Here is a 15,437-nt window from a genome sequence, read left to right on the forward strand (position 1 = left end):
ATCCGCTCCCATCTCGCGATCGAGGCGGGCGCGCGCGCCACGCCGGACGGCTGCCTCGAAGTGGACGACCATCAGCGTACCACCATACCGGGGCTGTTCGCCGCCGGCGATGTGGTGAAAGGGCTCGACCAGATCAGCCACGCGATGGGCGAAGCGGGGGTTGCCGCGACCACGATCCGCAATCGGCTGGCGGATCAGCGCCCGTTGCGGCGGTGACACACCCGGCCCGGTGGCGCTCCGCGATGACTATATATCGTCACATACTGGTTGATATAACAGCGCATCGCCCCTAGTCCGACCCGACAGGGATTAGGGACGCAAAAACATGAAAACATCACTGGGTGTAGCCGTCAGTTGGCTCGCGCTGGCCATCGCCACTCCCGCCGTGGCGCAATCGGCGTCCGGGGGGACCGACGCGACGAACACGCGGCAGGACGGCGGATCGGGTACGGTGTCGACCTCGTCGCGCCAACCCGTCGTCCGTGGGGACGTCCCTGCCGTCCGCAGCGACATCATCGTCACCGCACCCGTCGCGCGGAGCGAGCGTGATGTTCTGCAGGGCACGTCGGTGCTGAGCGGCGAAGCGCTGACGCGTGACCTGCGGCCGACCATCGGCGAAACCCTGACGCGACTGCCGGGCGTATCTGCCACCTCGTTCGGGCCGAGTGCCTCGCGCCCGATCCTGCGCGGCTTCCAAGGGGAGCGGATCCGCGTGCTGACCGACGGCATCGGTTCGATCGACGTGTCCAATACGAGCGTCGATCACGCCGTGGTCATCGATCCGCTGCTCGCCGAACGTGTCGAGGTGCTGCGCGGGCCATCATCGCTTCTGTTTGGCTCGTCAGCGGTGGGCGGCGTGGTTAACGTGGTCGACACGCGCATCCCGCGCTCACGCCCCGAAAAGGGCTATCGCCTGAGCGGGATCGGCACCTACGGCTCGGCGGCGAGCGAGCGCTCCGGCGAACTGGCCGGTGATGTCGCCGTCGGCGAGTATCTCGTGCTGCATGCCGATGGATCGTACCTGAAAACCGACAACCTGCGCATCGGTGGCTACGCTCTCTCGCCTGCCTCCCGCGCCGCCGCCCTCAGCCAGGTCGGACTGCCGCAAACCGCCGATGAGCCGATCGACTTCGCCGCCAATGCCGCGATCCGCGACAGGCTGCCCAACAGCTTCTCGGAAACCTGGACGGCGGGCGTCGGCGCGAGCATCATCACCGATACCGGGCAGCTCGGCATCAGCTACAGCCATTACGACAGTTTCTATGGCATTCCCGTCCGCTACGCGACCGAGGTCGGCCAGGAGCAGGAGGCCCCACGGCTCGACCTGGTCCAGAACCGGGTCGATCTGCGCGGCGAAGTGGAGACCGGCGGCGGCTTTCTGGATCGTATCCGCGTGCGTGCCGGCCATGCGACATATCGCCACTTCGAGCTGGAAGAATCTGGCGAGATCGGCACTGCCTTCTACAACAACGGGCTGGAAGGCCGACTGGAGCTGGTGCAGGCGCGCAAGGGCGCGTGGAGCGGCGCGTCGGGCGTTCAGTATTTCAACCGGCAGTTCAACGTCGTCGGCGAAGAAGCCTTTCTCCCCCGTAACGAAACGAGCCAGACCGGCATCTTCACGCTGCAGCAACTCGATTTCGGGCCGCTCAAGGCCGAGGCGGGTGCCCGCTACGAATGGACCGATCAGACCGCCCAGAACGATTCAGAAGATCGCTTCTTCAGCGGCAAGAGCAAATACGGGGCATTCTCCGGTTCGCTTGGCGCCTCCTATGGCCTGTCCGACGATGTGCGCATCGGCTTGAATGGCTCCTACACGGAGCGTGCACCGTCAGCAGAGGAGCTGTTCGCGAACGGCGGCCACGCGGGCACCCAGGCCTATGAATTGGGCAACCCCAATTTCCGGCTGGAACGCAGCTGGGGGATTGAGGCGACGCTGCACGCGCATAGCGATCGCGTGAATTTCGACGCCTCGGCCTATTACAACTGGATCTCCAATTTCATCTACGAGAACCAGGTCGATCAGGGCATCTGCGAGGGCGCGGCGGTGCAATATGGCGCCGTCGGGCGCGAGGTGGATCTGCCGTGTTTCCAATACACGCAGGCCGACGCGCGCTATTATGGCTTCGAGGCGGATCTCTCGGCCAATCTGTTCACGCTGGGCACCACGCGGATCAACGCCGACGTGTTGGGCGACTACGTCCATGCCAGCATCGTCGATCAGGGCCCGGTTCCGCGCATCCCGGCACCGCGCGTGCTGGGTGGGCTTGAGGCACAAGGCGATGCCTTCACCGCGCGGGCCGAGGTCGAGCATGTGTTCGATCAGAATCGCACGGCTCCGTTCGAAACCCGCACCGATGACTATACGATGGTCAACGCCAGCCTCTCGTTCTCGCCTTTCGGTCGCGACAACAAGACGCAGTTGATCGTGAGCGCGAACAACATCTTCGACGTGACCGCGCGCCGCGCCGCGAGCTTCCTGAAGGACTTCGCGCCGCTGGCGGGCCGCGATCTGCGCGCGACCCTGCGCTTCAGCCTGTAAGGGGGGGCGGCATCGGCAACGCCATCAGCGTGCCGATGCCGTTTTTTTGGGAAAGCGCCATGGCGTCAATGCGGCCGGTGACGTGACGATCCGCCGCTCACGATCATGCCGACAACGGGAACGGGCCTTCCCCTTTGAGATGGCTCGCGGTCTGCGCCGATCCACAGTACGGCCAGCCACCCCTCAACGCGTTCGCGCGCGGGCGATCCATCGAGCCTCGACGGAAGTGTTGTGATGTTCTGGGGGCTGCCCATTCTCTTCGGCGTCGCGGCCAGCGCCACCACGCTGCTGGGCGGGTATCTGGCGTTGCGCTTCGCGGAGCGTATCAGCTGGCTGCTGGCGGTCGCGGCTGGCGTCGTTCTCGGCGTCGCCTTCTTCGACCTGCTGCCGGAAGCACTGGAATATGGCGAGGGAAGCTGGTCGAGCCGTGCCATCCTGGGCTGCACCGCGGCTGGTCTGAGCGGCTATCTGTTGCTGACGCGGTCGCTTGCCAACGCCGAACGGCAACATGGCTGGACGTCGCACATCGCGCCGGCGAGCCTTACGCTCCACAGCTTCCTCGACGGGGTGGGTATGGGGCTGGCGTTCCAGATCTCGCCCGAGATCGGCTGGGTGGTCGCGCTGGCCGTCCTGACCCATGATCTGGCCGACGGCATCAACACCGTCAGCCTTGCGATGCAGGCGGCCCGGAAGGAAACGGCGCTGCGCTGGCTTATCGCCAATGGCGGCGCGCCGTTTCTGGGCGTGGTCGTCGGTCTGGCGATGTCGCTGCCTTCCGCGACGCTCGCCCCGATCACAGCGGTCTTCGCTGGGGTCTTCATCTACATCGGCGCCGTGGAACTGGTGCCGCGCAGCCTGGCGCGGGACGGCAGGATGCGCACCACGTGGCTGGTGCTGGCCGGTGTCGGCCTGATGCTGGGCATCACATTGATAGCGGAGTGACGCGAGCAACGGCGCGGCACACGGCATATGTTATGATACCACAAAACGCATTCAGCTTATAGAAAGGTCAAACCGTGTGGGTCGCGGGCGTGACCGGCAGGCTCCATCACTCATATCGGCGCAAGGCCAGCACGCTTATGATAGCGTTGCTGGCGCTGTGTGCGCTCGTTTACAACGGCCTCGTCCTCGCCGGGCATTGGCATGCGCCCCATCGGCCGGTCGCGATCAGCGTGCCGCCAAATCACGCCGTCGCATCGCAGCCGGACGCCACCTGCGAGCTTTGTGATGCCGTTGCCGTGCAGGAGCCTTTCCTGCCGTCGACCCAGGCAACGACGGCGTCATTGCCGTCAGCGATGTCGATCGCATCGGTCGACCGCCCCAGCTATCCCGTTCTGACGTCCCGTGCGCACGTCTGGCACAGCCGCGCACCACCGGAGCCGGTCTCGATCCTCTGAACATGGCACGATCGCCCCGCCATCGCATCGGCGGAGGCACGTGCCGGACGAGCCTATCCGGAGACTATCATGCGACCCATCCTGCTTGCCGGCGCGGCGCTCGCCGCGCTTATCCCCGCCGTCGTGTCCGCCCAACAGGCGACGCCATCGACCGACCCTGCCGGGGCCGCCAGCCCGGTTTCCTCCGCCAACACCGGCCGCGATATCGTCGTGACCGCCTCCCCGATCGGTCATGACCGCGATGATACGCCGGCGATCACCGCCAAGGTGAATGCCGAGGACATCCTGCGCAGCGGCGGGGCCAGTATCGCCGATTCCCTGTCCCGCGTCCCCGGAATCTCGACGACAGGATTCGCCACCGGCGCCAGCCGCCCGATCATTCGCGGCATGGACGCGACCCGTGTCCGCATCCTGGAGGACGGCACCAGCGCGTCCGACGTGTCCGACATCGGACCCGACCATGGCATTCCAATCGACCCCCTCGCCGCCCGCAGCATCGAAGTGGTACGTGGCGCCGGGACGCTGCGCTACGGCAGCCAGGCGATCGGGGGCGTGGTCAACGTCCTCAACAATCGCGTCCCTACCGCGTTGCCAACCAAGCCGCTGACGGGGGAACTGGACGGTACCTATGGCACCGTGTCGGATCTGTATCAGGGCGCGGCCCTGGTCGATGCGGCGGTCGGCAACCTCGCGCTCCACGCCGACGGCTTCGGCCGCCATGCCAGCGACTATGATACGCCGCTGGGCACGCAGCAGAACTCCTTCTTCCGCGGCTATGGCGGGTCGGTCGGCGGGTCATATTTCTTCGGTGCGGACCATGACAGTCACATCGGCGCGGCGATTAGCCAATATGACGCGAAGTACGGTATCCCGAGCGACACCACCTTCATCGACATGCGTCAGACCAAGGTGATGACACGCTCCTCCTTCGCGCTCGGCACCGGCTTGCTCCAGCGCCTGAACATCGACGGCAGCTACGCCAATTATTCACATGACGAAAAGGAGCCGGACGGCACGATCGACACGACGTTCCGCAACAAGGAATATAATGGACGCGCCGAACTCCTGCTGAATCGCATCGGTTTCATTAACAATTCGGCGCTCGGCGTAGAATATCAGCATCGCGACTTTTCCGCGATTGGCGAGGACAGTTCGTACCTGTTCCCGGCCACGATGGAGAGTTTCGCGGGCTATGTGTTCACCGATACGCAGGTGGCCGACAGGCTGCATCTTGAAGCGAGCGGACGGATCGAACACGTCCGTCTGAGCGGGACGCCGGCATCAGGGGTCGCGACAACGCCCGAGTTCAATCCGCTGAGCGGGGCGATCGGTGCGCTGTATGAAATCTCGCCCGCGATCAAGATCGGCGGAACCTTCTCCAGCACGGGGCGCGCACCGGCGTTGACCGAATTGTTCGCGCGGGGCGGCCACGATGGCCCGAATACCTTCGAGACGGGCGATCCGAACCTGCGGATCGAGCGCGCCAATTCACTGGAAGCGACGCTCCGCGTCCGCTCCGGTGGTTTCCGGCTGGATGGCAGCATCTACAGTAGCTGGTTCAAGAACTACATCTACGGGGATCTTACCGGCCGGGTCTGCGACGACGACGGGGTGTGCGCCGCAGGGGGCAATGGCGACCTGCGCGAACTCAACTATCGCCAACAGGGGGCGCACTTCCGCGGCGTCGAGGGCGAGGCGAGCTATGATCTGGTTCGCACCGCGCGCGGCGTGTACCGCTTCAATCTTCTGGCGGATTATACGCGCGCGACGCTCGACGACGGCAGCAATGTACCGCGTATCCCCCCCTATCGCGTTGGCGGCGGGCTGAACTGGCAGGGCGACCGACTGGATGCCGGATTCAATCTCATCTACGCGGGCCGGCAAGACAAATACGGTGCCTTCGACACCGCCACCCCCAGCTACGTATCGCTGGATAGCCAGATTGCGGTGCGGCCGTTCAACAGCCATCCCAACGTCGAAATCGCGCTGGTCGGCCAGAACCTGACGGACGATGTCCAGCGGCTGGCGACCGCCCTGAATAAGGATGAGGTGGTGATGCCGGGTCGGCGATTGATGGCGACGCTGCGGATCGCGACGAACTAAGGTACGCCCGTCACATCATCCGTAACGACGGGAGGGAGTGGCACCTCGCCACTCCCTCTTCCGTTCAGCCGTGGCAGGGGCAACCGGCATGATCGCAGCCGGTCGACTGCTGGTGGTGATTGGCGCAATTCTCGCCGCAGAAGAGGCGGCCGTCGGCCTGCACCGCCTTGTCGGTGCTGACGACGCAGACGCAATCGTTGCAGGCACACTTCACCATTTCGACAGTAACGCTCATGATCTTATTCCTCGTGGCTATGGTCTTCGGGTTCAAGCACGTGGTCCATCATGTTGGTGAGCATCGTGCGGACATGGCAGTCGGGCAGATCGTAGAAGACGTTGCGTCCGCTACGCGTTTGCTTCAGCAGGCGGCCCGCGCGCAGCAACCGGAGATGCTGCGACACGAGGCTCTGGCTGATGCCGACCTCTTCCGTCAGATCGCCGACCGAGCGTGGCCCGTCGAGGCAGGCCGCGACCAGCCGCAGCCGGTTCGGTTCCCCCAACAGGCGGAACAGTTCGGCGAGTTGTGTCCCTTCGTCCTGTGTCATGCACTCATCAACATATGAACAGGTTCTAATATGTTCATAGTCACATGGGTGTCAAGCGTTCTTGATGATGATGCCCGCATCTCACCCGCCGTCTCCGATGTTATGTGTGGACGCCATCGGTCAACGAGCAAAAACCGATCCCATGGGCGTCTAGATCGGCCGCGCCCATTGCACCACGACTGTTCGTGGTCGCTGGGTTCGGGTACGACGTATCGTGCTCGCGTGCCGTCTGGCTTGGAAGGCCGGTCGGCCGTCCGACACGGCAACGGTGGGCGTGATGTCTGGCGCGGACATGAAGATGGAAAGCATGCTCGTCGCCGGCGTATCCGCCCGCGTGTCGAACGATGACCCCGCTGCGATAGGGGCGCTGTGGGCGCGCTTCAGAGCCGCTGATATCGCCGCGCCGACCAACCCCGACATCATATGCGTCTACCATGATTATGAGGGCGACCACGAAGCGCCGTTCCGGATGACGATCGGACACCGGCAGGACGCAGCAATGGGCCGCACCGGAGATCTTGCGACCGTCACCGTTCCAGCGCAGCCGGTGATCGTGCGCGACGCCTCCGGCCCTCAGCCCGATGCGCTCATCGCGGCATGGCAGGCGATCTGGGGCGACAACCTGCCGCGCGCTTTCGTCGCCGACGTCGAGTTCCACGACGCGGCAGACCCCGAGCGGGTGACGATCCATGTCGGTATCCGGCCGTAACGTCTTCCCGCCCCATGCTGACGCGGGACCGCTGATGACGGTCTGGGCCGATGGCTGGGCGGCGACCAGGGCCCGCCCGCAACCCGTCGAGACCCCCTATGGTCGCTATATCCACGTCGACCGCCCCGATCAGATCGGTCGACATGTGATTGCCGAAGGGGCCGAAGCGTTTGTCGCCCCGCTCGCGGCAGGAATCACGATACCGGGCATGTACATCAAGGCGTTCGGCACCCCGGCCGCGATCGGCGCCATGCTGCCCGCCGGCTGGGCGGTCGAGCCGGCGGTCTGGCTGATGAACACCACGCTTGAGACGGCGGGTGACCGGGAGGTGACGCCGGCTGGCTATGTCGCCGCGATCGCTGGCGAGCGGGCGATATCCGTGGAGCTTCGTGATCGCGATGGCGACGTCGGCGCGACCGGACGGGCGGCGGTGGTCGGCCATTGGTGCGTGTTCGACCAGATCGTCACCGCCGAGGCGCATCGCCGCCGCGGCTTGGGCAGCGCGGTGATGCGGCTGCTCGGTCGGGAAGCCGCGTCGAGGGGCGCCGACCGGGGGCTGCTGGTCGCGACCGACGATGGGCGAGCGCTATACGAACGGCTGGGGTGGTCACTGAACGGCGCGGTCACGTCCGCGACGCTGGGCTGATCCTAGCAATGTTACAGACTTGGATGACCCAATCTAGCGGCAGCGCTCGCTTCGCGTATCCAAGCTCGATCAGCGCGTTGGGATTGGCAACGTGTTTGCCACTTGGCGACACAACGATCGGTGCGGTTAGAGCGTCGCGAATCAGATTACGATATATTCTCGCGCGGGCTGATCGCTCTGCCAGGACCAGAACACCGTTCGAGCCACGACTTCTCTCCTCGTGCTCATCGGGTGATTACTTGACACGAAAAAGCCAGGCCATCTCTGACCCGGCTTTCACCCGCGAAGCCGCGGAAAACGTTGGCGCGCCCGGAACGATTCGAACGTCCGACCCTCAGATTCGTAGTCTGATGCTCTATCCAGCTGAGCTACGGGCGCGTTGTGGAGCGGCGCTGTTAGACGGCGAATCACAGGGGCGCAAGTACGTTGCGTCGATTTTCGCACGGCTCTAGGCGAAAAAGATGCTTCGCCGCGCTCCCCGCTCCGATATGCGCCTCCGCGCCTGCTCCGTCACCCTGCTGGGCATGCTGTCGCTGACGGCCTGCACCAAGGATACCACGCCCTATCCGTCCCTGGCGCCGCGCCCGGCGGAGGCGATCGGGTTCGAGGAACCGGCTCCGCCACCCCCGGCGTCAGTCACCGCCGATCCGGAACTTGATGCCCGCGTCGCGCGGCTCGTCCGGCAGCGCGAGGAGGCGGTGGCCGCCTTTGATCGTGGCGCGGCGCGTGCCGAGGGACTGGCGCGCGCGGCGCGCGGATCGAGCGCAGGCAGCGAACGCTGGCTGGACGCGCAGACCGCACTCGCCGAACTGGATGCGCTGCGCGCCGCTCACGGCGATGCGGTGACCGGCCTCGAGGATCTCGCCGCGACGCGGGCGCAAGGGCTGCAGCCGGCCTATCCCGCACTCGAATCGGCTTTGTCGGCGTCACGCGCGACGGCGGCTGCGCAGACGCGGCGGATCGATGCGATCGCGGCGATGCTCGCGCCCGCCTGACCGATTAGAAACGCAACAGCGGCAAGATGCTGGCGGCGTCGTCGGTCCAGGCGGCGAACCCCGGACGGGGGCGCAGTGGCTTCCACCCCGCCCCGTCGAGCGAGAGAAACGCAAAGCTCTCCGGATCGCGCGACAAGACGATCCACGACGACGGCGTCGCGGCCTCTTCCAGGTCGGAAGGGTTATGGCTGAGCAGCATCGCATGCCAGCCGCCATCCCGCGCCGCCGCCGCAATCACCGGCGCGAGATCGATGAAGCGGTTCGAGATATGCACCGCGAGTACCCCGGACGGCGACAGGACGCGCCGATAGGTCGCGAACGCCTCCCGCGTCAGCAGGTGCATCGGCACCGCATCCGAGCTGAAGGCGTCGAGCGCCAGGACATCGAGCGAGCGATCGGCCTGCCGCTCCAGCGAAACCCGTGCATCCCCCAGCACGACGCGCGCCTGCGGCACGCAGCGAGATAGGAAGGTGAAGCGTCGCCGCGACAGCGCCTCCATCACCGGATCGATCTCATAGAAACGCCACTGCTGCCCCGGTCGCGCGTAACAGCCGAGCGTGCCGGTGCCGAGCCCGACCACGCCGATCCGGGCGTTCCTGCCATAGAGGGTCGGTGCTGCCTCCAGCACCCGGCCGACACCCGAATCGGGCGTATAATAGGTCGTCGGCGTCCGCTCCCGCTCCATCGAGCCGGTGAGCTGAACCCCGTGCAGCGTCGTGCCGTGGATCAGCGTCCGCCGTCCCGCCTCCTGCGCGACGGTATAGACACCGAAATAGCTGCGGATGCGCGCATCGCCCTCGATCGAGAGCGTCAGCGACCGCAGCCCGCCGAACAGCAGCAATGCGACGGTCAGCACCATCAGATAGGGCCAGCGAGCGCCCAGCGTCGCGAGACCGATCGCGGCGATGACGACGAAGGTGGCGGTGACATGATGCACCACCGTCAGCCCACCGGGCTGCTGAGCGCCATAGAAGATGGCGATCGCCAGTGCCGCCATCGTGACGATCGCCGCCGCCGCGGTCGTGCCGGGACGTTGCCACCAGTTGCGCAGCCCCTGCGTCAGATAGGTTTGCGGCACCAGAGCGCCCGCCCCCAGGATCAGCAGCGGATATTCCCACGTCCAGTCGAACAGGATCGGCGCCAGCAGCCCGGCGAAGACGCCGCCGCAAGCGCCCCCGATCGACATCGCGAGGTAGAAGCCGGTCAATCTCGCCGGCTCGGGGCGCAATCGGTACAGCCGCGTGTGCAACGCCACCGCGACGACGAACAGCAGCATCAACGCCAGCACCACGCTGAGCGTCGGGGTCTCGTTGAACCCGCCCATCATGATTCCGCCGAACAGCAGGATCGTCACCGGCGCGAAGCCGGTGATCGCATTCGCCATCGAGCGCCGCGCCGCGAACGCGATCGAAAAGCTGAGCAGATATAAAGCGAGCGGGATCACCCACAGCAACGGCATCGCGACCAGATCGGTGCTGATGAAGGTCGACGTGGCCAGCATCAACCCGGAGGGCACCGCGCTCAACGCGATCCAGTGCAACACCCGCCAGCGCGTCGGCGCGGGTTCGCGCGCCATCTCCACGCTTGGCGGTGCCGCGTCGGGGAGGCGCGTCGCGCACCACCATGTCAACGCCATCATCGCCAGATAGCCCGCGCTCCATAGCCAGCGCTGCTGCGTCACGTGCAACATCGGTTCGACCAGCAACGGAAAGGCGATCAGCCCCGCGAAGCTGCCGATATTCGACGCGGCGTAGAGTGGATAGGGATCCGCCCCGGCGCGCGTCGCCGCATACCAGCGCTGGATCAGCGGGGCCTGCGCCGAGGTGATGAAAAACAACGGGCCGATCGAGGTGACGAACAGCCACGGCACCCACAGCGCCGGCTCCACCCCCGCCGGCAGCGCGGCACCCGACAGTCCGATCGGCAGAAAGGCGCAGGCGGCGAGCAGCAATGCGCCGTGCACCATCGCCTGTCGTCGCGGTGCCAGCCGCCCCAGCAGATGCGCATAGGCATAGCCGCCCAGCAGCAACGCCTGATAGACCAGCATCGCCGAATTCCACACCGCGGGAGTGCCGCCGAGCCGCGGCAGCGCCAGCCGCGCAATCATCGGCTGGACGAGGAACAGCAGGAACGATCCGGTCAGGATCGTCAACACATAGGGCCAGTGCAGGACGACGCGCCCCGCCGCCGGTGCCTTCTCACCCATGAGTCGGCCGGGCGATGCGATACAGAAGATGCGAACGCAGCGGATCGCCGGCCGCAAGATCGGGATGTTCGAAATCGCCCTCCGGCGCCCGCACCATGCCCAGCCGTTCGATCAACCGACGGCTGCGCTTGTTCGCCGGCACGGTGACCGCCGCGATCGAGCGGACCGCGAGATGTTTCCAGCTCCACGCCAGGCTGGCGCGCGCGGCCTCCAGCGCGAGTCCCTGCCCCCATTGATCGCGTGCGAGGCGCCAGCCGATTTCCACCTCCCCGTCGATCGGTCCGCCACCGGGCAGCAGCCCGCAAAAGCCGATGAAGCGCGCGTCGCTGCGCCGTTCGAGCGCCCAGAAGCAATGACCGTAACGGCGCTGGATCGCGGTCATCCGATCGTGATCGCGACGGCAGTCCGCCATTGTGGCGCGCGGGCCGTAGAAGCGCATCACCTCGCGATCCTGCCCCATCGCGTAGAAGGGGCGGATGTCCGAGCGGCGCCACGGCCGCAGGATTAGTCGATCGGTGACGATCACGCGGCGCGGTCGATCGCGAAGGTGACCGTGCGGCGAAGATGGTGCAGGCGATCGAAATCGGGATGATCGAACGCGCCATCCGGCAGCGGCCGCATCCCGAGCCGCTCCATCAGCCGCTGGCTGGCATGATTGCTCGCGGCGGTGATCGCGACGATCCGGGCCGTATCGAGCGTCGCCCAGCCCCAGGCGAGCATCGCTGAGGCGGCTTCGGCGGCAAAGCCCTGCCCCCACGCATCGGCGGCGAGCATCCAGCCGATCTCCACCTCGCCCGCGATCGGCGTTCCGGGGGCGCCGGGTTTCAGCCCGCAGAAGCCGATCGTCGCGGCATCCGATTTTCGAACGATCGCGCGGAAACCCAGCCCTTGCGCGCGATAACCGGCATGCCGCGCGATCGTGGCATCGGCCATCTGCGCGTCCTTCACCGGGCCGAGATTCTCCATCACGCGCGGATCGGCCCATAGCGCAAGAAGCGGGGCCCGATCCTCCGGCTGTGGATAACGCAGCGTCAGCCGGGCGGTGTCGATCGGATCGACGCCGATGCTCACGCGGTCAGCAATCGCGCCGCGTGCGCCGCATGATAGGTCAGCACGCCCGAGCAGCCGGCGCGCTTGAACGCCAGCAGCGTTTCCAGCACCATCGCGTCGCGGTCCGCCGCGCCGGCGGCCACCGCCGCCTCGATCATCGCATATTCGCCCGATACCTGATAAGCGAACACCGGCACGTCGAAGCGCTCTTTCACCCGGCGCGCGATATCGAGATACGGCAGCCCGGGCTTCACCATCACGCTATCCGCCCCCTCGGCGAGATCGAGCGCGACCTCGCGCAGCGCCTCCTCGGCGTTGGCGGGATCCATCTGATACGTGGTCTTGTCCCCCTTCAGCAGCCCGCGACTGCCGACCGCATCGCGAAACGGGCCGTAGAAGGCGGAGGCATATTTGGCGGCATAGGCCATGATCTGAACGTTGACGTGTCCATCCTGCTCCAGCGCGGCGCGGATCCGCCCGACGCGGCCATCCATCATGTCGCTCGGCGCGATGATATCGGCGCCGGCACGGGCCTGATTAAGGCTCTGCCCGATCAGCACCTCCACGGTGGCGTCGTTCAGCACATAGCCCGCATCGTCGAGCACGCCGTCATGCCCGTGGGCCGTATAGGGATCGAGCGCGACATCGGTAAGGATGCCGATCGCCGGCACCGCCTGCTTGATCGCACGGATCGCCCGGCACATCAGATTGTCGGGATTGAGCGCCTCCGCGCCGTCGTCGCTACGCCGCTCGCGTTGCGTGTTCGGGAACAGCGCGAGGCACGGGATACCGAGCGCCGCCGCCTCCCGCGCGCGATCAACGAGCAGATCGACCGACCAGCGCGACACGCCCGGCAATGACGCGATCGGTTCCTCGACGCGCTCGCCCTCGGTCACGAACAACGGCCAGATCAGGTCGGCGGTGGTCAGGACGTTTTCGGCATGCAGCCGGCGGCTCCAGCCGGCAGCACGGGTGCGGCGCAGGCGCAACGCGGGATAGGCAGCATTCATGGCGTGGCTTTCGGCCATCGGCGCACCCGGTGCAAGCGTTACGGAAGCGAAACGCGCGTTGATGCGTTGGGGTGGCATGAGCGAAATCCGCACCGCCGCCCTGATCGTCAACGCCAAGTCCCGTCGCGGGCAGAAATTGTTCAAGCGCGCCTGCCGCCGGCTGCATCAATTGCCGTTCAAGGTGGAGCCGCATGCGGTCCGCGATCCCAAACATCTCGACCGCACGGTACGACAGGCGCTGGAAAACAAGCCCGACCTCGTCATTCTGGGCGGTGGCGATGGCACGATCAGTGGCCTGGTGGACCTGCTGGTCGGCCATGACGTCATCCTCGGCGTGCTGCCGCTCGGCACCGCGAACAGCTTCGCGCGGACGTTGGGCCTGCCGCTCGACATCGATGGCGCGATCGACATGCTGGCGACGGGCACGCCCAAGCGGATCGATCTCGGCATGATCGACAATGATTATTTCGCCAATTGCGCCGCACTGGGGATCAGCCCGCAGATCGCCGAATCGGTTCCACATGGCCTGAAAAAGGTGTTGGGGCGGGTCGGCTATCTCGGCTGGGCGGGCTATCAACTCGGCAAGTTCCGACCCTTCACCCTCTTCGTCGACGACGGGACAAGCGGCGAAAAGAAGCTGCGGGTGGTGGAGGTGCGGATCTCCAACGGCCCCTATCACGGCGGCACCTGGCTGGTGGACGAAGCCGCGGTCGATTCAGGCCAGATCGTCGTCCAGGCGGTGCGCGGCCATTACAAGCGCCGTCTCGTCGCCAATTGGGCGTGGAGCTTCCTCGGCCGGCCCGAGCGGCATCACGATACGATCAGTTTTTCCGGCACGTCGATCAAGATCCGCACCGATCCGCCGCTGCCGATCTCGATCGACGGAGAGGTGCTGGCGCACACCCCGGTGACCGCGCATGTCGCGCCCGGCGTGATCCGCGTGATGGTGCCGCGCACGCCCGCCTGAGCCGCCCGCGTCAGGCGGGTTTTACCACCCCGACCGGCTCCACATCGGCGTGGCTGCGCTCCTCGCACCCACGCGGGTCGGCTATCGTCAGTTCGCCCTTCCGCCAGGTTCCGCGCCAATAATACAGCAGGGACAGCGACATGCTGGTCAGCAGGCTGATCGGAAAGGCCCACCATAGGGCATCCAGGCCCAGTATCGGGCGCAACAACGCCACCGCGCCCAGTCGCACCGGAAACATCGATACAAACAGGATCGCCAGCGGTCCCCAGACCGCGCCATTGGCCCGCACGGTACCGAACACCACCATCGTCACGCCGAACAGCATGAACGCCCAGCTGACGACCGCATTGATATGCTGGGCGATCGGGATGACGCGACTGTCCGACGCGGCGAACAACGACAACAGCGCGCGATCGAACATCCACGCGACCGCGATCACCGCGCCGGTGATCAGCAGGTTGAACAGGATCCCCGATCGCGTGATCGCGCTGACCCGGTCCCAGCGCCGCGCGCCGATATTCTGCGCCGCCATCGCGCTGACCGCCGCGCCGATCGCCATCGCGGGCATCTGCACATAAGTCCACAATTGCTGTGTGATGCCGTAAGCGGCGGTGACGTCGACGCCGTGGCGATTGACCAGCCCCACCATCGTCAGACCCGCGGTCGAGATGACCAGCATCTGCGCGCCGATCGGCAACCCCTTGGACAGGATGACGCGCACCAACGCGGGCTGCGGTACGATATAGCCGATTTCCGCCCCTTTGAGCCGCAACGGCAGGTCCCGCCAGCGAATGTAGAGCAGCAGCGCCCCGCACGAGACGATATTGGCGATCAGCGTCGCGGTCGCCGAACCAGCGATCCCCAGCGCCGGAGCGGGGCCCAGCCCAAGGATGAACACCGGATTCAACGCCGAATCGAGCACCACCGATAGCCCCATGAACCACAAGGGCGTCAGCGAATCGCCGATCCCGCGCAGCCCCATGAAAATCAGCACCAGCAACATCGACGGCGGCAGGCCGAGGAAGATCACCCGCAGATAGGCCAGTGCCTCGTCATAAGCGCCTCCGGGCGTCGCCAGCAGCGTCAGAATGTCTCGCGCGAACAGATAGCCCAGCGCGGCGGTCAGTGCCGATCCGATCAGCACGAGGCCGACCGCCGAACCGAATGCGCGGCGCGCGCCATCGTGATCGTGGCGGCCCCAGCTTTGGCCGACGAGGATCGTCGCCGCCATGCCGAAGCCGAACACCATGCCGAACATCAGGAACATGAT

16 protein-coding genes and 1 tRNA gene are annotated in these 15,437 nt (G+C 66.0%); 9 read left to right on the forward strand and 8 right to left on the reverse strand.

The window, feature by feature from the left end; all coding sequences use genetic code 11:
- The 5 genes from ACFDSW_RS08910 to ACFDSW_RS08930 form a co-directional block, all read left to right on the forward strand.
- Positions 1-216, forward strand: a 216-nt coding sequence (locus ACFDSW_RS08910; protein WP_375249936.1) for an FAD-dependent oxidoreductase, incomplete at its 5' end; no start/stop codon positions are given.
- A gap of 109 nt (positions 217-325) precedes the next feature.
- Positions 326-2,539 (forward strand): TonB-dependent receptor, encoded by a 2,214-nt coding sequence (locus ACFDSW_RS08915; protein WP_375249937.1) that lies wholly within the window; start codon positions 326-328, stop codon positions 2,537-2,539.
- A gap of 234 nt (positions 2,540-2,773) precedes the next feature.
- Positions 2,774-3,481: a ZIP family metal transporter gene (locus ACFDSW_RS08920; protein WP_375249938.1), complete on the forward strand. Its 708-nt coding sequence runs from the start codon at positions 2,774-2,776 to the stop codon at positions 3,479-3,481.
- An 89-nt stretch (positions 3,482-3,570) separates the two neighbouring features.
- Entirely contained in the window at positions 3,571-3,936 is a 366-nt protein-coding gene (locus tag ACFDSW_RS08925; protein WP_375249939.1) for a hypothetical protein, read from the forward strand.
- Positions 3,937-4,005: 69 nt separating this feature from the next.
- The gene (locus ACFDSW_RS08930; RefSeq protein WP_375249940.1) at positions 4,006-6,039 is read left to right on the forward strand and encodes a TonB-dependent receptor; all 2,034 of its coding nucleotides are present in this window, start codon (positions 4,006-4,008) and stop codon (positions 6,037-6,039) included.
- 64 nt (positions 6,040-6,103) lie between these two features.
- On the opposite strand, the gene ACFDSW_RS08935 is transcribed toward ACFDSW_RS08930, so the two are convergent.
- Complete coding sequence (locus ACFDSW_RS08935) at positions 6,104-6,274, reverse strand: metallothionein (protein WP_375249941.1); 171 nt, start codon at positions 6,272-6,274, stop codon at positions 6,104-6,106.
- 4 nt (positions 6,275-6,278) lie between these two features.
- Positions 6,279-6,584 carry a helix-turn-helix transcriptional regulator gene (locus ACFDSW_RS08940; RefSeq protein WP_096612800.1) on the reverse strand — a complete coding sequence of 102 codons (306 nt, stop codon included), beginning with the start codon at positions 6,582-6,584 and terminating at the stop codon, positions 6,279-6,281.
- A 277-nt stretch (positions 6,585-6,861) separates the two neighbouring features.
- Here ACFDSW_RS08940 and ACFDSW_RS08945 point away from each other — a divergent pair, with 277 nt between their 5' ends.
- Positions 6,862-7,293 carry a GyrI-like domain-containing protein gene (locus tag ACFDSW_RS08945; RefSeq protein WP_375249949.1) on the forward strand — a complete coding sequence of 144 codons (432 nt, stop codon included), beginning with the start codon at positions 6,862-6,864 and terminating at the stop codon, positions 7,291-7,293.
- 34 nt (positions 7,294-7,327) lie between these two features.
- Positions 7,328-7,939 carry a GNAT family N-acetyltransferase gene (locus ACFDSW_RS08950; RefSeq protein WP_375249942.1) on the forward strand — a complete coding sequence of 204 codons (612 nt, stop codon included), beginning with the start codon at positions 7,328-7,330 and terminating at the stop codon, positions 7,937-7,939.
- A gap of 301 nt (positions 7,940-8,240) precedes the next feature.
- Here ACFDSW_RS08950 and ACFDSW_RS08955 read toward each other — a convergent pair.
- Positions 8,241-8,317 (reverse strand) — tRNA-Arg (locus ACFDSW_RS08955).
- 83 nt (positions 8,318-8,400) lie between these two features.
- On the opposite strand from ACFDSW_RS08955, the gene ACFDSW_RS08960 reads away from it, so the two are divergent.
- Complete coding sequence (locus ACFDSW_RS08960) at positions 8,401-8,934, forward strand: hypothetical protein (RefSeq protein ID WP_375249943.1); 534 nt, start codon at positions 8,401-8,403, stop codon at positions 8,932-8,934.
- Positions 8,935-8,938: 4 nt separating this feature from the next.
- Here the strand turns inward: ACFDSW_RS08960 and ACFDSW_RS08965 are convergent, their stop codons facing one another.
- The 4 genes from ACFDSW_RS08965 to hemB are packed head-to-tail and all read right to left on the reverse strand — an operon-like array spanning position 8,939 to position 13,200.
- Complete coding sequence (locus ACFDSW_RS08965) at positions 8,939-11,140, reverse strand: spermidine synthase (protein ID WP_375249944.1); 2,202 nt, start codon at positions 11,138-11,140, stop codon at positions 8,939-8,941.
- A complete protein-coding gene (locus ACFDSW_RS08970; RefSeq protein ID WP_375249945.1) occupies positions 11,133-11,666 on the reverse strand; it encodes a GNAT family N-acetyltransferase in 534 nt (177 codons plus the stop codon). Before ACFDSW_RS08970 ends, ACFDSW_RS08965 begins: the two co-directional genes overlap by 8 nt.
- A complete protein-coding gene (locus tag ACFDSW_RS08975; RefSeq protein ID WP_375249946.1) occupies positions 11,663-12,211 on the reverse strand; it encodes a GNAT family N-acetyltransferase in 549 nt (182 codons plus the stop codon). Before ACFDSW_RS08975 ends, ACFDSW_RS08970 begins: the two co-directional genes overlap by 4 nt.
- Positions 12,208-13,200, reverse strand: a complete 993-nt coding sequence (gene hemB / locus ACFDSW_RS08980) for a porphobilinogen synthase (RefSeq protein ID WP_375249950.1) — start codon at positions 13,198-13,200, stop codon at positions 12,208-12,210. Before hemB ends, ACFDSW_RS08975 begins: the two co-directional genes overlap by 4 nt.
- 76 nt (positions 13,201-13,276) lie before the next feature.
- Between hemB and ACFDSW_RS08985 the strand changes: the two genes are divergently transcribed.
- Positions 13,277-14,167 carry a diacylglycerol/lipid kinase family protein gene (locus ACFDSW_RS08985; protein ID WP_375249947.1) on the forward strand — a complete coding sequence of 297 codons (891 nt, stop codon included), beginning with the start codon at positions 13,277-13,279 and terminating at the stop codon, positions 14,165-14,167.
- A 10-nt stretch (positions 14,168-14,177) separates the two neighbouring features.
- On the opposite strand, the gene ACFDSW_RS08990 is transcribed toward ACFDSW_RS08985, so the two are convergent.
- A partial coding sequence (locus tag ACFDSW_RS08990; protein ID WP_375249948.1) for an MATE family efflux transporter occupies positions 14,178-15,437 on the reverse strand: 1,260 nt, incomplete at its 5' end.

Origin of the sequence: Sphingomonas sp. (genome assembly GCF_042091075.1) — a bacterium.
GTDB lineage: Bacteria > Pseudomonadota > Alphaproteobacteria > Sphingomonadales > Sphingomonadaceae > Sphingomonas.